Raw genomic sequence first — 16622 nt, 5'->3', positions numbered from 1 at the left:
CAGCCACATCGAATACGGGGGAACAGACAAACGCATTATGCGACACTTTTGCGCGGGCTGCGGAATGGAGACGCGATGCCCCGAAACCAGCAGACGATGCGTGTTCACGCCGTATGGCGTGCAGGTCATCAGCGTCACACGCTCCTCGCCTTTGACCACGCGCAGCTTCGACGTGTCCGAAGGCTCGATCACCTCAATGCGGTCCACCTCGTAGCCGAGCGTCTCCCCCATCACCTCGATGTAGAAGAAATCGCCCTTTTCATCTCGTCCAAACGCGTGAACATGACCGCCTCGACCAGTCCACGGTGCCCGGTGATCACCGCATGCGTGCTCACGCCGCCCACCGGAAGACTCGTGCCATACAGATGCCCTGCGCCCGAAGCGAGCGCCACATCGGAAGTGCCGTGGTGGATCGGCAGTTTGATGGACACTTTGGGCACGCGGATGGTGCCCATCACCCCGCCGCCGGCGTCCAGCAGGGATTGGTATTCCTTGTCCTTGGCGGATAGCGAATCGTTATCGCCGGAAGTGTGCGAGCCGCCGGGAGCGTTTGAGAACGGGTCGGACGCCTCGCCAAGCACGCTCTGCGTGGAAACGTCGATCGCCTCGTCGAACGTCATCGGACGCCATGGCTGCCGGTCCGCCATACGCACCTCCTGACGACCTACATGACCCGCCGGTCGCAACCGGCGAAAACGGACGGAAGCCAAGTCTAGCGCATCATGACAACGCCGATCGGCTACCGCTTCTTCGAACTGCGCCCCTTGAAATAGATGTCGAACACGATCCAGACGGACAGGATGAACGCGATCACATAGCCAAGGAAGCCGACGATCGGAATGCCGAAGATCACCGGCTTGATGCCCGCGTAGTACACGATCGACGAGCCGACGAACAGGCCGACCACGATAAGCGCCATCGTGAGCCTGTTCACCATGTTGGCGAGCAGATGAATCGGTTCCTGCGATCCGACCATCTCCATATTCACGCGCAGCTGGCCGCGCGTGAGCATGCGGGAGGCCACCTCCAGCTCGTTGGCGGCTGCCAGCAGGCTGTGCAGCGCCTGGTGCCCCTCAACTGCCAACGATTTCGCTTCGTCCTTGACGAAATCCTTCTTCGACGTGCTCGCCGCGATGTGGTCGGAGATGATCTGAATCATGTTCACGTCGGGGATGAACTTGTCGAGCAGGCCTTCCAAAGTGACCAGCGCGCGGCCGACCGTGGTGACGGTGCCGGGCACTTCGATGCCGTGGCGCTGCGCCATCTGCGTCAATGCCGTCAGCATGGCCGCGATGTCGAGCTCGGCCAGATCCACCGTGCCGAATTCCTTGACGATCACGTCCAAGTCGGCCAGCAGGGCCGGATAATCCTCCGAATCGGCTTCGGTGCCGGCGAACCGCAGCAGGCCGTCGGCGAGCGCCGGCGAATCCTGTTCGGCCACGGCGAAGATCATGTCCTTCAGAACGGAGCGGGTTTTGGCGTTGAGCCGACCCGTCATGCCGAGGTCAAGCAGCACGATCTGCCCGCCGCGCACCATGATGTTGCCGGGGTGCGGATCCGCGTGGAAGAAGCCCTCGTCAAGCACCTGCGTGGCGTAGTTGTCCACCAGTTTGGTTCCGATTTCCTTCAGGTCGTAGCCGGCCGCGATGAGCTCGTCCGGATGGGACACGGAGATACCTTCGACATAGTCCATGACCACCACGTGCTCGGTGCAGAGCTCCGGATACGGCTTCGGGCAGTCCATGTACTTGTAGCGCTCGCAGAATCGTTTGAATTCCGCCAGATTGCGGGCTTCGATGAGGAAGTCAGTTTCGGATTCGAAGGTGTCCCACAGCTCTTCGACCACGCCGGAAAGGTCCACCACCTGCGCGCTGCGCATGGTTCTGGTGGCGACTTTGGCGATGGTGCGCATGATGGACACGTCCTGCGCCATGGTTTCGCGCACGCCCGGCCGTTGCACTTTGACGGCCACATCCTCGCCGGTGGAGAGTTTGGCGCGATGCACCTGCGCCAGGCTTGCGGAGCCGAGCGGTGTGGCGTCGATGTGTTCGAAGATCTCGTCCACGGGACGTCCGTACTCGCTTTCCAGCACTTTCAGCACCGTGCTGTACGGCATGGGGTCGGCGTCGGCGCGCAGTTTGGACAGTTCGTCGCAGAACGCTTGGGGCAGGATTTCGGAACGCATGGACAGAATCTGTCCGACCTTCACGAAGGTGGGGCCGAGCGCTTCGAGCATAAGCCGCATTTTGACTGGCGTGAGCCCGTGCACCACGTCGAATTGGTTGGCGATGCGCGCGATCTGCATGAGCCGCTTGAGCTTGCCGCGCCGGGTCAGGTGGTAGCGTTCGGAGAATGTGTCCTTGTGAGGCCCGAAGATGCCGATGGTTTCCGCCGATTGCCCGTTCATCCGCGAGGCCGCGTCCGGCGAGGGGTCGGCGGATGGGTTGATGACCGCGTTGACCCTATCGGACAGCGTGACCGGTTCGACGCTTTCGGGGCGTGCCGTGTCCGGCTTGTCCGATGACGATTTCAAAGACATATCACTGCTCGCAAACGGTTGGGATTACTGGGCGATCGGCGCATGGACGATGCGCATAGGACGGGCATAACAAATCGCCGTCCGGGCGCGGGCGTGCGCTGCAGACGGCGATACAAGGGTTTTGCCTTATTCGGCCTTGTCTTCGGTTTCGGCCGGAGCGGCTTCGTTCTTGGCTTCGGAAGTTTCCTTGGCCTCTTCGACCTTGTGCTTAAGTTCGGCGTTGAGGGCCTTGCCTTGCTCGACGGTCAGCTCGCCTTTCTTGACGAGGTCGTCGACGATTTCCTGGCTCTTCTCAACAGTGGTCGCCAAAGCACCGATGCCGGCGAGAAAAACCTTGCGCAGGCCGTCACCAAAATTAATATCAGCCATGATGTCCTCCTTTAGGTGATGGTGGTACCTACTGTATCGCAAATGCTCCACATATGCGGGAGGCAAAACCGGTCAATCGCATGGCGATTGGCGGAATACGGGACGGTTTCCACACACTCAGCGCGGACGGGACATGGCCACGCGACGGGCGCGGTCGGCGATGGCGTCGATGCGGCGCAATTCGGCGCGCTGCTCGTCCGTCTGTCCGGCCGCAGCCGGGTCGAACGTGCCGTCGCGGCGTTCCACGGCGGTGCGGATCAGGAAATCGGCGATCGCGGGATTCTTCGGCAGCAGCGAGCCGTGCATGTACGTGCCGATCACATTGTTGACACGCGCGCCTTCCGTATGGTCCTCGCCATTGTTGCCGGTGCCGTCCGCGTCGACCGTGCCGAGCGGCTGGACGCCGTCGCGCAGGAACGTCTGTCCGGAATGATTCTCGTAGCCGATGATGCCACCGAAATCGCCGGAATGTTCCGTAAGATTGCCGATCATGCGCGTCTCGCGTCCCACCGTGTACGCGCCAATCACGCCGATGCCTTCGAGACGGGAGCCGTCCACCGTTTCGAAATACTCGCCGAACAGCTGGTACAGGCCGCAGATCATAAGCATCGGCACGCCGTCTGCCGCCAGCGATCGCAGCAAATCGGCACGCTGGAAGAAATCATCGATGATCTTCTTCTGGCCGGTATCCTGTCCGCCGCCGCCCAGAATCATGTCGACGTGTTCAGGCCATTCGCAGCCCTGGTTGTAGGCGTGCACACGCGGCTCGTAGCCGTACAGCGCGAGTCGGCGCCGGATGGTGAGTACGTTGCCGGAATCGCCGTAGATGTTCATGTCCTTCGGATACAGCGACACGATGTCGATGACCTGGCCCATATCGTCTCCTCGTTCTTCTTCGCCGCGTCTCACTTACCCACGCCGGCGTCGGCCACGTCGGCGATTTTGGCCAGTGCGGCGCGCGTTCTCAGCATGGCGGTGTACGTGCAGTAGATGTGTTTTGGGGTACCGGGATCCGCGTTCACGAACGCCATGACCGTTTCCTCCAGGTCGGTGCTCACCTGTTCGACGGGCACCTGGTCGTATTCGAGGCGCAATGCCATGTCCCACGCGCGCACGCCGGACACCGCCTTGACGCCGGTGCCGCGCAGCGAGGTGAAGTCCACGTCCCACAGCCAGCTCATGTCGCGACCGTCGGCGTATTCGTCGTTGATGCAGATCATGGTGTTGCAGCCTTCGGGCTTGAACGAGGCCAGGGACAGGCGGAATCCCATCGGGTTCTTGACCAGCAGCAGTTCCACGGGCGAGCCGTTCACGGTGATGACCTCGCCACGGCCGAACGCCGGGGTGACCTCGCCGGCCGCATCGATCATGGCCTGCGTGGTGGCATGTGCGAAGGCGATCATGCGCGGCGATACTCCGGCCTGGCGCAGGATCGCGTTCGCGGCGGTCTGGTCGGGCTGATCGGATGCGCCGTCTGTGCCGGACTTGCCGTTCGCATCGGGCGTGTCGGCCGTATCAGATGCGGAAGCTTCGGCGAGCGCCTCTTCGAACGGCAGGAACATGGCCTGCGCGTCCGCCTCGACCGCACGCACCACGGCGAGCGCGGCGGCCGCGTTGTACAGGTTGTAGACGCCTTCCAGCTTGACGGTCGTCTCGTACGTCTCACCGTCGATGACGAAGCTGGCGCGATGGTCGCCCACGGAACGCAATGTCACGTCGGCGGGCAGCGCGTCGGCCGCGCGATCGGCTGAATCGACGGTATTTCCGCCATTTTCCAGGCTGTCCTGCGATTCCGCGTCGACGGTGGTGCGCATGTCGTCGTCCGACGGGAAGAAGCCGCGCAGCGACTCATCAAGGCCAAAATAGCGTACCTCCACGCCGTCTTCAGTGCCGACGACATCCGCAAGCCGGGCGATGCGCGGATCCTCACGGTTGAGCACGACGGTTCCGGTGGTCGCTTCGGCGGCTTTGCTCAGCAGGCGCGCGGTGTTGTCGATCTCGCCGAAACGGTCGAGCTGGTCGCGCATCACATTGAGCAGCAGGCAGTAGTCGGGTCTCACCTGGCGCACGAAATGCACGGCGTACGCCTCGTCAAGCTCCAGCACCGCGATGTCAGCGTCGAGCTTGCCAGAAAGCGACACTTCGGCGAGCAGCGACGAGACCACGCCTCGAGTGAAATTCGAGCCGGTCGGATTGGTGAAGACCTTCAATCCGAGCGATTCGAGCATGCTGGCCACCATGCGGGTGGTGGTGGTCTTGCCGTTCGTGCCGGAGACGAGCACCACGCCGAGCGGCAGCTGCGCCAGCGTGCGCGAGAGGAAGTCCGGGTCGATGCGTTCCACGATTTTGCCGGGGAACGCGCTGCCGCCGCCGTGCGCAAGACGGGAGGCCGCGCGGACGGCTTTGCCAATCAGGGGCGTTGCGAAGGAGTTCCAAGCCATATCACACCATCTCCTGCTGGGACTGGTAATCCTGGGGCATGTCCTTGAACTTCGAGTAGGCGCCAAGGAACGCCAGATTGAACGTGGCGGTGGGTCCATTACGATGCTTCGCCATGATGACGTCGGCCTCGCCCGGGCGATCCTCCTTGTCGTAAGCGTCCGGACGGTGCACCAGGAACACCACATCGGCATCCTGTTCGATTGAGCCGGATTCACGCAGATCAGCCAACTGCGGCTTCTTGTCCTGACGCATTTCCGGGCCACGGTTCAGCTGGCTCAACGCCACCACCGGCACCTCAAGCTCCTTGGCGAGCAGCTTCAGCGCACGGGAGAACTCGGACACCTCCTGCTGACGGCTTTCCACGGCCTTGCCGGAGGTCATGAGCTGCAGGTAGTCGATGACGACGAGTTTCAGATCGTTCGTCTGCTTGAGCCGGCGGCATTTCGCACGGATCTCCATCAGGCTCATGTTCGGACTGTCGTCGATGAACAGCGGCGCGTTCTGCAGCTTGTCCTGCAACTCGTTCAGAACGGCCCAACGCTCGGGAGTGATGTCTTCCGCGCGGCGCATGGCGGCGAGCGGAATATTGGCTTCGGCGGAGATGATGCGCTGCGCCACCTCGTTTTTGCTCATTTCCAGATTGAAAATGATGGCGGTCATATTGTGATGCAACGCCGCGGAACGGGCGAAGTCGTCAGCCAATGTGGATTTGCCCATACCTGGTCGTCCCGCCACAATGACCATCTGACCAGGCTGCAGACCCTGCGTCATCTCGTCGATGTCACGGAAGCCCGTCGGCACGCCTTTGGCCACCTCGCCACTTTGCAGGCGGTCGATCTGGTCGAGCGTCTCGGCGATGACGCTGCCGATCGGCGCGTAATCCTGGCGCACTTTGCCAGTGGACATCTCGTACACCTCGGCCTGGGCGAGATTGACGACGTCCTCGGCCTGCGAGCCTTCAGCGGTGTAGCCAAGCTGCGCGATTTTGGTTCCGGCGGCGATCACGTTGCGCAGGATGGCACGCTGATGCACGATGTCGGCGTAGAACGTGGCGTTGGCCGCCGTCGGCACCGAAGCCACCAGACTGTGCAGATAATCGGAGCCGCCCACCTTCTCCAAGTTGCCCTCGGCGAGCAGCTCATTGGCCACCAGCACGGCGTCGACCGGCTGGGAGGCCGCAAATAGCTTGATGATCGCCTCGTAGACGGTCTGATTGCGCGGCTGGTAGAAATCGGTCACGTCGATCATCTGCGACACTTCGCCGATGGCGTCCTTGCTCATCAGCATGCCGCCGAGCACCGCCATTTCGGCGTCGTCGTCATGCGGCGGCACGCGGTCGAAGATGGCGTCGCGAACCGGCTGTCCGGGACGCCCGTCCATGCCGTTCCTGCCGTTTCCGGCGCCAGAAAAACCACGGTTCTGCGTCAAATCGTTACCCCACGAATCGTTCTCCGCCATATCTCTCCAAACGCGACATCGACCGAGGAAATCGACCGAAAATATCTTCAATGCTGAGGAAAACCATAATACCTGCGTGCCGTCACGTCCGGCATGGCTCCGCGATTGTGGATGAATCTCCGCATCGGGGCATTCCGCGGATCCGCGACACGCGCGGAAGACCCCATTGTGGATAAGAAAATCGAAAAAAGCCGAGTTATCCACATATTGGGGATAACCATGTGGAAAACGTTCCGACTTTTCCACAGAGTGGGGATAACCAAGTGGAAAACTTGGGGACATTTTCCGTTTTGTCGTGAAATCCCCATATTTCGATTTGCCGAAGTGAACGTGAGGTGATATGTTCCCCACTTTTCGTGAACGGACGGCGAACAGCTCACATGTGGTAGCGGGTGGCGTTGTACATAGTGCGCACCAGCGTCTCCCGCCACCTGCTCCAGCCATACTGCTTGGAAATGGTCTCGCCGGACGTGGCGCCCAAGGACGAGCCGTCCGCGCGAGTCAGGTCGAACAGCATGTCCAGCAAAACGGGGTCATGGTCGAGCCGGCCGGCCAAATCGTCGCCGACGTTCGGATCGTTGGGATTGCGGCCGGTGGCGAATTCGGACAACGTCAGATGCTCGCGTACCAGCAGCGTGACCCAGCGGACGATGTCGCGGTCGAATCCCATGCGTTCCACGACAACGGCCGCGTGCCGCGCGCCTTCCGCCGCATGGTCGGCCACTCCCGGCCGCTTGCCGATGTCGTGCAGTATGCCGGCGAGCAGCAGCGCCTCGTAATGCCGGTCGTCGTACCGTCCGCCGCTGGGCGTCTCGCGGCCGAGTCGCGTGACGACCTCCACCATATGCCGATCGATCGTATATCGGTGCGCGGCGGACGCGCTCGGCCGGTTGCGCACGCCCAGCCATTCGGGGATGAGCTTTCCCGGCACGTCGATGAAGTCGATTTCCTCCCACACGTTGAGCAGCGCGGGTCCGGCGGCGAGCAGCCGCACGAACAGTTCGCGCGATTCGTCCGTCCAATTGCGGTCGCCGATGGCGCTTTTTTTGAGGTTTCGCAACGTTCCCGGGGCGATTGGCAGACCAAACTCCGCGGCAGCGACGGCCACGCGCAGCACGAGGTTCGGGTCGGCGGCCGGTTCCGCGCCCGGAGCGAGGACGATCTCCTCCTCATGTTTGGCCACGCCGGGGGCGATCACGTCGAAGGTCGGCGCCTGGCGTTTGCCGCCGCCACGCGGCTGGAACACTTGGAAGAAAGCGAAACGCGGCTTGTCGTGCGTCAGCGAATGTTCGGCGCGCGACGCGGTGGAATCAAGGGAAAACGCGATTTGCCGGCCGACGCGGGCCAGCAGCGTCTGCAAATCGTCGATCGACTGCGCCTCGCGCTCGCCTTCGGGCAACGTCGGATCGGACAGGCCGAGCATCGCCGCAACCTTCGCCTGGTATGGCGACAACAGCAGATTCGTATCCTTGCCCGCGACCAAATGGATGCAGTCGCGCACGTCTAGCAAACGTTCGACGGCATCGTCGTACGTGCCGTGCGGACGGTCAGCGAGCCAGGACGCGGCGAGCGCGGAGACGAGCACGGAATCGCGCAAACCACCGCGCGACTCCTTGATGTCCGGCTGGTTGATGTAGGCCATGCGGCCGAATTCGTCAAGACGCGACTTCGCGGAGCCGAGCAGCTCCGGCAGACGCTTGCGGGCGGCCTTGCGCCACCGTTCCAATATGGAGGTGGCCGTGTCCGCGATCAGCTGAGTGTCCCCAGCGATCGGCACCACATCCAGCCAGCCCATCGCGGCAGGCAGGTCGCGGTCGGTGACGGCCTCGCATTGCGCGACGGTGCGCACCGATTGGTCGAGATCGAGGCCGGAATCCCAAATCGGATACCACAATTTGTTGGCGAGCTCGTTGAGCTGCTTGTCGTTCACCGCATGCGGCTCGTAGATGACCACCAGATCCAGATCGGAGCTGGGGCCGACCTGGCCACGGGCCAGCGAACCGACCGCGCCGAGACCGATGCCGGAGGATGGTACCTCGAAGGGCACCTCGGCGCAGGCCTCCTCCCACAGCCGCTTCAGACTGTCCATCGCCAACCGCGTGCGGGCCTTGCGTTTCGCCGCGCCATCGCGGTAGACACCGTCCTTATCGGGCTGGCTCATAGCCATGAACCGTTTCTTGAGACCTTCGACCGCTGAAGCCATAACGCACGTTCCTTACGAAATCCGACGCATTGAAAACCGGGAAAACACGTCCGAAAAGACGTCCAAAAAGACGAACCTATGGAAATCCCCGCACGGCGCGAAGCACGTACGGGGATCGTCCTAATTGATAACCCGAACCTTGAAGCACGGGGGTATTGAAGCCGTCCGAATCGAAATCGAAAACGGAATCGAATCAGATGGCAGCGGAACCGGTCTCGCCGGTGCGCACGCGGGTCACCGAATCAAGCGGAGCCACCCAGACCTTGCCATCACCGATGGTGCCGGAGCCGGCAGACTTGACGATCACGCCGACCAGCGTCTCGGCATCAGCATCATCGGACAGCACCTCGATGCGGATCTTCGGAATGAGATCCACGGTGTATTCGGCGCCACGGTAGACCTCGGTGTGGCCGCGCTGGCGACCGTAGCCGTTGGCCTCGGACACGGTCAGGCCGTGCACGCCCGCGGCGGCGAGGGCTTCCTTGACATCGTCGAGTTTATGGGGCTGGATGATAGCGGTAATGAGCTTCATCTCACTTCACCTCCTTGAGGACGGAGCTGGCGGTACCAGCAAAATCGTAAGCACGTTCGCCCTGGTCGGCAAGATCGATGCCGCCGACTTCCTGGGCTTCGGTGACGCGCCAGCCGATCGTCTTCTCCAGAGCGAAGGCGATGATGCCGGTGATGACGGCGGACCAGACGATGGCCACGAGAGCGACGATGAGCTGGACGACCAGCTGCCTCCAGTCGCCGCCTGCGAACAGGCCGGTGCCTTCGCCGAAGAAGCCGATGAGCACGGTGCCGGTGAAGCCGCCAACGCCGTGGACGCCGACGACGTCGAGGGAATCGTCATAGCCGAGCTTGAACTTCAGACCGCAGGCCAGGCAGGTGAGCACACCGGCGATGGCGCCGAGGACGATGGCCCACAGCGGGGAGACCACATCGGCGGCCGGGGTGATGGCGACGAGGCCCGCGACGATGCCGGAAGCGGCACCCATTGCGGTGTAGTGGCCGGTGCGGATCTTCTCGGTGAAGCCCCAGGAGAGCATTGCCGCAGCGGTTGCAGCGGACGTGGAAACCCACGCGTAGCCGGCGGTGCCGTTGGCTGCGAAGGCGGAACCGGCGTTGAAGCCGAACCAGCCGAACCACAGCAGGAAGGCGCCGAGCATGACGAACGGAACATTGTGCGGACGGAACGGCTGCGTGCCGAAGCCCTTACGCTTGCCGATGATCAGCACGATGACCAGAGCGGCGACTGCGGCGTTGATGTGGACGACCGTACCACCTGCGAAATCGTGGGCGGCTGCGCCGATCGCTTGGGAAATGGCGCCGTCAGCGGACAGCAGGCCGCCGTTCCACACCATGTGAGCGAGCGGAGCGTAATCGAACGTGATCCACAGCGCCACGAAAATCATCCACGTGGAGTACTTCACACGTTCGGCGATGGCGCCGCAGATCAACGCGACGGTGATCATGGCGAACGCGGACTGGAAGGCCACATCCACGCTGACCGGGTAGTTGTTGCCGTTCAGCGCCGCCGATGTGAAGACGCCCTTATCGGAAACCATGGTGTCCTTCAGCAGGAAGCCGGTTGCCGGGTCGCCGAAGATGCCGCCGACCGAGGTGCCGGCGTAGGCGATCGACCAACCCCACAGCACCCACATGATCATCGTGACGGACAGTGCGGCCGCCTCCATGATCATCATATTCAGCACGGCCTTGGCGCGGACCATGCCACCATAGAAGAACGCCACACCAGGCGTCATGAGGAACACAAGGGACGCGGAAGTCAATATCCACGCGGCATTTCCAGAATCAAGCTGGCCCATGTCACCCTCCTCTTTCTTTCTCTATATTTGGTTCAACATTTCCGTCCCCATCGTGTGGGGCTGACAGAACGATATCGAACGCCGGCCGCGTTTTGAAAACGTTACGACGTGTTACGGCGACGTAACGGCATGCGAGAAAAACGCCCATCAAAGTCGCGGAATGCCGGAAATTCAACGAAAAGGATTACGCGGCGACGGCCGCGGTATGGCCGTCCGGCAATCGCAATATGAAATTGCGGCGACGAGCGAAGGACGAGGTCGGAGTAAGTTGAATGCAGGAAACCTACGTGACGCGCGGCGCATGCGGCGTGCGCGAGACGCATGGCGCACGATATGCGCGGTGTGCGGGACGAGAGAGCGACGAGAATTATGACAACGTTCATCATTTCACTATGCGCCATTCTGATGCTGACCACGGTCTCCGGACTGATCTGCAGGAAGGTGCAGCTGCCGGAAGTGATCGGGCAGATTCTCGTCGGCATCCTCGTCGGCCCGGCGCTGCTGAACGTGCTGCACATGAGCGATTCGCTGTCGCTGTTCAGCGACCTCGGCATCATCATTCTGATGTTTCTGGGCGGCGTCGGCTGCGATCTGCAGCTGCTGAAGAAGTATTCGAAGGCCGCGATCATCATCGCGTGCATGGGCGTGGTGTTCCCCGTGGCCGTGATGGGCGGAGTGAGCCTGCTGTTCGGATTCAAGCCGATTCCGGCGGCATTCATCGGCGTGGTGTTCTCCGCCACGTCCGTGTCGATCTCCGTGGCGGTGCTCAAAGAGGCCGGGCTGCTGGATTCCAAGGAGGGCGTGTCCATTCTCGGCGCGGCCGTGGCGGATGACGTGATTGGCGTGATTCTGCTATCCGTGATGTGCACGCTCGTCAACACCGGCAGCGTGGACGTGGCCGGACTCGGCATGATCCTTCTGAAGCAGGTGCTGTTCTTCGTGGCAGCCGCCGTGGTGGTGGTCTGGGTGGCGCCGGCGCTGATGACGTTGGCAGGCGTGCTGAAGGCGCCTTCCGGCATCGCGGTGATGGCGATCATCATCTGTCTTGCGATGGCGTGGGCGTCGAATCTGGCCGGGTTGAGCTACGCGGTGGGCGCGTTCTTCGCCGGCATCGCGGTCAGCAACAGCGATTACGCCGAGGAGGCGGACCGGTACATCGAACCGGTTGGCGACACGTTGTTCGTGCCGGTGTTCTTCGTGGGCATCGGTTTGCAGACCACGGGCGTGGACGATCCGAAGATGATTGTCTTCATTGTGATCATGACGATTCTCGGCGTGATCACCAAGATCGTCGGCTGCGGACTGGGCGGACGCATGGCCGGCTTCGGCGGAGCTTCCGCGCTGATGATTGGCGCGGGCATGGTGCCGCGTGGCGAAATGGCGCTGATCACCGCGCAAATCGGCTTCAACGAGCACGTGCTCGGCAGCGAATACTATTCGACGATCATCTTCATCATCTCGCTGGTCACACTGGTCGCACCGCTGTTGCTGAAGCTGACGATCCGCAGGGTGCCGGGGGTGGGTGCTGTGGATGGGGTCGCGGGCGAAACTGTTGCAACCGTCGGAACCACCGAAGCCTCCGAAACCTCCGAAACCTCCGAAACCGTATCCGCGGAGTAACCGCCACACCGAATGTCCGATTCTGCAGAATCGGACATCTGAAGTACCAAATCGAAACCTTGTTTGTCCGATTCTCCAGAATCGGACATTCGCGCGCCAAAATCAGGGTCCCAAATGTCCGTTTCCCCAGAATCGGACATTCAAATGTGGTTCGAAGTACCCTGTTTGTCCGATTTTCCAGAATCGGACGTTTTGAGTGCGAAATCCGTATGCCACGTGTCCAATTCTGCAGAATCGGACATCCAGGCGCGGTCCGAAGTGGCCTATTTGTCCGATTCTGGGGAATCGGACACTCGAGATCGCAATAACGCAATAAAAAACGCCTCCCGATTTCGGGAGGCGCGATGCTACGGAATTAGGCGGGTCAGGCGAGGATGCCGTCGACGAAGCCTTCCGGATCGAACGGGGCGAGGTCGTCCGGACCTTCGCCCAGGCCGACGAGCTTGACGGGCACGCCGAGCTCCTTCTGCACGGAGATCACGATGCCGCCCTTGGCGGAGCCGTCGAGCTTGGACAGGACCACGCCGGTGATGCCGATCGCTTCGGCGAACACCTTGGCCTGCGTCATGCCGTTCTGGCCGGTGGTGGCGTCGAGCACGAGCAGCACCTCTTCCACGGGCAGGTTCTTTTCGGTGACGCGGCGGATCTTGCCGAGCTCGTCCATCAGGTTGGCCTTGTTCTGCAGGCGACCGGCGGTGTCGATGATGAGCACGTCGGCGTTCGCCTCCTTGGCCTTGGCACTCGCTTCGAACGCCACGGAAGCCGGGTCGGCGCCGTCCTTGTCGGAGCGCACGACCGGTACGCCCACCTTCGCGCCCCAGGTCTCCAGCTGGTCGGCGGCGGCGGCGCGGAACGTGTCGGCCGCGCCCAGCATGACCTGCTTGCCTTCGGAGACGAGCAGGCGGGAAAGCTTGCCCGCGGTAGTGGTCTTGCCGGTGCCGTTCACACCGACCATGATGATGACGCTCGGCTTGTTCGCACCTTCCTTGTCGGCGTTGAGACGGCGGTCGACGTCGGTGCCGACGAGCTTCAGAAGCTTATCCTTCAGCGCGGCACGCACTTCGGCCGGGTCGGACTGGCCTGCGATGCGGGCGTCGTTGCGCAGTTCCTCAACGAGCTGTTCGCTGGCTTCCGCGCCCACGTCGGCAAGCAGGAGGGTGTCTTCGACGTCCTCCCAATCGGCTTCGGAGAGCTGATCCTTGGCGAGGATGTTGAACAGTGCCCTACCGAACGGGTTGCCGGACTTGGACAAGCGCGCTTTGAGGCGCTGCATGCGGGTACCGGCGGCTTCAGGGGTTTCGACGGCTGGGGTCGCGGATTCAGTTACGGCTGACCCGACCGGAGTTGGTTCAGTTGCCACTGGCGATTCAGGTGTGGCAGACGAAGTCGCGGATTCCACGGATTCCGTCGCTGCGGATTCCGCGGCTTCCTTGGTTTTCTCAGCGTTTTCGGCACTTGCGGCGGCAGATTGCGCGGTGGACTTCTCCGTAGCCAAACGAGCATCGGCCTTCGCCTTCGCCGCTTCAGTGGACTTGTCCACGGCGGACTTGCGGCTCTTACCGAACCACCATCCGCCAATCGCAAGTAATGCCGCGATAACGACGACCGCGACAATCGCAATAATCACATTCGTATCCATGGTTCCAGCCTAAAAAGCGCAACGGACACACCGTCACCTATCCCCCTACCCGTCCTTCCGACCATCCCACGAGTGTCCGATTCCCCAGAATCGGACACAAAAGCTCCCAATCCAACATCGCAAACGTCCGATTCCCCAGAAACGGACACTCAAAAGCCAAATTCCATACTCCACGTGTCCAATTCTGCAGAATCGGACATTGGTGGGCGGCGGAATATGGATTCGGGGATCCGGGGATATGGAGAAGTGGCGGGCGGCCAAGGGACTATCCACGGGACGTGAAAAACTGGACAGTATGGCCAATACATCCAGAATGACGTCGTACCAGCGGCGCGAACAGCTTATCGAAATCGGTCGATCGCTGTTCGCGGCCAAGGGATTCGAAGCAGTGAGCGTGGAAGAGATCGCCTCGACCGCAAAAGTGTCGAAACCCATCGTCTACGAACATTTCGGAGGAAAGGAAGGCCTGTACGCCGTGGTGGTGGACCGCGAAATGCGCGCGCTCACCGACGTTCTCATCAACGCGCTGTCCGACCCGAAAGCGCATCCGCGCCAAATTGTGGAACGCACCGCATTGGCGCTACTCACCTACGTGGAGGAAAACGCCGAAGGATTCCGCGTGCTCACCCGCGATTCGCCGAAAACCGACCCATCCAACTCGTTCAATTCACTGCTCGGAGACGTCGCAGTACGCGTGGAGGACATTCTCACCGAAGCGTTCAAACGCCAGCATCTGCCGGCCAAAAGCGTGCCGTATTATGCGCAGATGCTCATCGGCATGACCGTGTACACCTGCCAGTATTGGGCCGACCAGCGCAAGCTCAGCAAAGAGCAACTCGCCGCGCATATCGTGAATCTGGCCTGGTACGGTCTGAGCCGTATGGAAGCCAAACCGGAACTGCGCTACGAAAGCGAAAAAGCCATGCGCGACGCGGAAAAGCAGGCCGCGCGCGAAGCGAAGGAAAACGCGAAGCGAGAAAAGCAGGAAAAGAAAGCCTCGAAATCGCAAGACAAATCGCCAGCCGAAACGGAAAACGACGAAACGGACGAAGCAATCGCAACCGAATCGCAAGAACAAAACAACAGCATTTGACAAAGACCGACACAATGTCACCTGAAATGACCCTAGGGGAAAATTCAGGTGCAGATTACGTATTTCAGGGTACCGTTTGTGCGACGAGCCATTCCCCGAACGCGCACATGGTGCTACGTTAGTTTCGTTACGCTTTGGCCGACGCAGATAGACCAGCTGCGACCAACCGCATGGCTCGACGTGAGCCCGATACGAGGAAGATTATGCAGGAGAAGAAGACGCTCACCTTCGTGGTGCCCGCGTACAACATGACGGAATACCTGGAACGGTGCGTCTCGTCGTTGATCGCGGCGAAGCGCAACGACGACATCGAAGTGCTGATCGTCGACGACGGTTCGTCCGACGGCACGCTGGACATGGCCAAGACGTTCGAGTCCCGCCATCCGGGAATCGTGCGCGCGATCCATCAAGAGAACAAGGGGCACGGCGGCGCCGTCAACACCGGCATTGCGGCGGCGAGCGGCATGTACGTGAAGGTCGTGGACGCGGACGATTGGGTCGGTCCCGAATCACTGGAACAGGTTCTGGCCGTGCTGCGCGACGAGGTCGGCAAGGACGACCCGCTCGACATGCTCGTCACCAACTACGTGTACGACAAGGTGGGCAAGCGCAACAAGCACGTCGTGAACTTCCGTCACGCCATGGAGCCCGGCAAGCGGCTCACTTGGGACGATCTGGGACATTTCGGCCTGACCGAATACATTCTCATGCACGCGCTGATCTACCGTACGGCCGTGGTGCGCGAATCGAAGATGCAGCTGCCGGAGCACACGTTCTACGTGGACTTCATCTACGCGTATCAGCCGTTCCCGTGGGTCAAGTCGCTGCAGTATCTGGACACGCCGTTCTATCACTATTTCATCGGCCGCGACGGCCAAAGCGTGCAGACGGACGTGATGATCCGACGTGTGGACCAGCTGCGGCTCGTCAACCAGTGCATGGTGCGCGCCACCCCCGAACGAGGTACGGTGCCAGACGGCCTGTATCGCTATATGATTCATTTTCTTGCGATTGAAAGCTCCGTGGCGAGCGTATTCATGATCCTCTCGCGCGACCCGGCGAATTACGAGAAAAAGAAGGCCCTGTGGGCGGATATCAAGGCATATTCGCCGACAATCTACAAGGACGTCCGCAAGAAGGCGATGTCACGCGCGCTGAACCTGCACGGTTCGCTCGGCCGGTTCGTGATCCGCAAGGGATATTTCGTCGCGGAGCACGTGGTCGGATTCAACTGATTTCGCGCGAGTTTCGCGGTATAGCGGTATGGAAGGCACGCGATTACTGCGATTGGCCAGGCGCTCCTGTGTCCGATTCTGGCGATTCGGACACAGGAGCGCTTTATTTTGATGCCTGTCTGTCCGATTCGGGAGAAACGGACAGACAGATAGGTGAAATTGACCCCTGAGTGTCCGTTTCTGCAGAATCGGACA

The 16622-nt window shown here is 61.4% G+C and carries 12 protein-coding genes and 1 pseudogene; 3 read left to right on the top strand and 10 right to left on the bottom strand.

Annotated elements, in window-relative coordinates; translation table 11 throughout:
- Positions 1 to 51: 51 nt before the first annotated feature.
- From OU26_RS09485 to OU26_RS06040, 9 genes and pseudogenes are all read right to left on the bottom strand, one after another.
- Positions 52 to 587: pseudogene (locus OU26_RS09485) on the bottom strand (class C sortase); the annotation flags it as partial.
- 152 nt (positions 588 to 739) lie between these two features.
- The gene (locus tag OU26_RS06080) at positions 740 to 2407 is read right to left on the bottom strand and encodes an ABC1 kinase family protein (RefSeq protein WP_152571337.1); all 1668 of its coding nucleotides are present in this window, start codon (positions 2405 to 2407) and stop codon (positions 740 to 742) included.
- 258 nt (positions 2408 to 2665) lie between these two features.
- Entirely contained in the window at positions 2666 to 2908 is a 243-nt protein-coding gene (locus OU26_RS06075; RefSeq protein WP_026646606.1) for a phasin family protein, read from the bottom strand.
- Between the two features lie 117 nt (positions 2909 to 3025).
- The gene (locus OU26_RS06070; RefSeq protein WP_026646607.1) at positions 3026 to 3784 is read right to left on the bottom strand and encodes a type 1 glutamine amidotransferase; all 759 of its coding nucleotides are present in this window, start codon (positions 3782 to 3784) and stop codon (positions 3026 to 3028) included.
- A 29-nt stretch (positions 3785 to 3813) separates the two neighbouring features.
- Positions 3814 to 5349: a Mur ligase family protein gene (locus OU26_RS06065; RefSeq protein ID WP_026646608.1), complete on the bottom strand. Its 1536-nt coding sequence runs from the start codon at positions 5347 to 5349 to the stop codon at positions 3814 to 3816.
- Between the two features lies 1 nt (position 5350).
- Positions 5351 to 6808, bottom strand: coding sequence for a replicative DNA helicase (dnaB, locus tag OU26_RS06060; RefSeq protein WP_026646609.1), 1458 nt, complete (start codon positions 6806 to 6808; stop codon positions 5351 to 5353).
- A gap of 376 nt (positions 6809 to 7184) precedes the next feature.
- On the bottom strand, positions 7185 to 9011 hold the full coding sequence (locus OU26_RS06050) for a [protein-PII] uridylyltransferase family protein (protein WP_026646610.1): 1827 nt from the start codon (positions 9009 to 9011) through the stop codon (positions 7185 to 7187).
- A gap of 193 nt (positions 9012 to 9204) precedes the next feature.
- On the bottom strand, positions 9205 to 9543 hold the full coding sequence (locus OU26_RS06045; RefSeq protein ID WP_003807443.1) for a P-II family nitrogen regulator: 339 nt from the start codon (positions 9541 to 9543) through the stop codon (positions 9205 to 9207).
- A 1-nt stretch (position 9544) separates the two neighbouring features.
- Positions 9545 to 10840, bottom strand: a complete 1296-nt coding sequence (locus OU26_RS06040; RefSeq protein ID WP_003807439.1) for an ammonium transporter — start codon at positions 10838 to 10840, stop codon at positions 9545 to 9547.
- Positions 10841 to 11209: 369 nt separating this feature from the next.
- Between OU26_RS06040 and OU26_RS06035 the strand changes: the two genes are divergently transcribed.
- Entirely contained in the window at positions 11210 to 12460 is a 1251-nt protein-coding gene (locus tag OU26_RS06035) for a cation:proton antiporter (RefSeq protein ID WP_237743814.1), read from the top strand.
- A gap of 364 nt (positions 12461 to 12824) precedes the next feature.
- Here the strand turns inward: OU26_RS06035 and ftsY are convergent, their stop codons facing one another.
- On the bottom strand, positions 12825 to 14099 hold the full coding sequence (gene ftsY / locus OU26_RS06030; protein ID WP_026646611.1) for a signal recognition particle-docking protein FtsY: 1275 nt from the start codon (positions 14097 to 14099) through the stop codon (positions 12825 to 12827).
- Between the two features lie 313 nt (positions 14100 to 14412).
- Here ftsY and OU26_RS06025 point away from each other — a divergent pair, with 313 nt between their 5' ends.
- Together OU26_RS06025 and OU26_RS06020 are read left to right on the top strand one after the other, a co-directional pair.
- Positions 14413 to 15192 carry a TetR/AcrR family transcriptional regulator gene (locus OU26_RS06025; RefSeq protein ID WP_033498985.1) on the top strand — a complete coding sequence of 260 codons (780 nt, stop codon included), beginning with the start codon at positions 14413 to 14415 and terminating at the stop codon, positions 15190 to 15192.
- Positions 15193 to 15395: 203 nt separating this feature from the next.
- Positions 15396 to 16427 (top strand): glycosyltransferase family 2 protein, encoded by a 1032-nt coding sequence (locus tag OU26_RS06020; protein WP_026646612.1) that lies wholly within the window; start codon positions 15396 to 15398, stop codon positions 16425 to 16427.
- Positions 16428 to 16622 lie beyond the last annotated feature (195 nt).

It is taken from the genome of Bifidobacterium ruminantium DSM 6489 (assembly GCF_000770925.1).
In the GTDB taxonomy this organism is placed as follows: Bacteria; Actinomycetota; Actinomycetes; order Actinomycetales; family Bifidobacteriaceae; genus Bifidobacterium; species Bifidobacterium ruminantium.
Note: the sequence above shows the minus strand (reverse complement) of the source record. Positions and strands in the feature narration are given on the sequence as shown.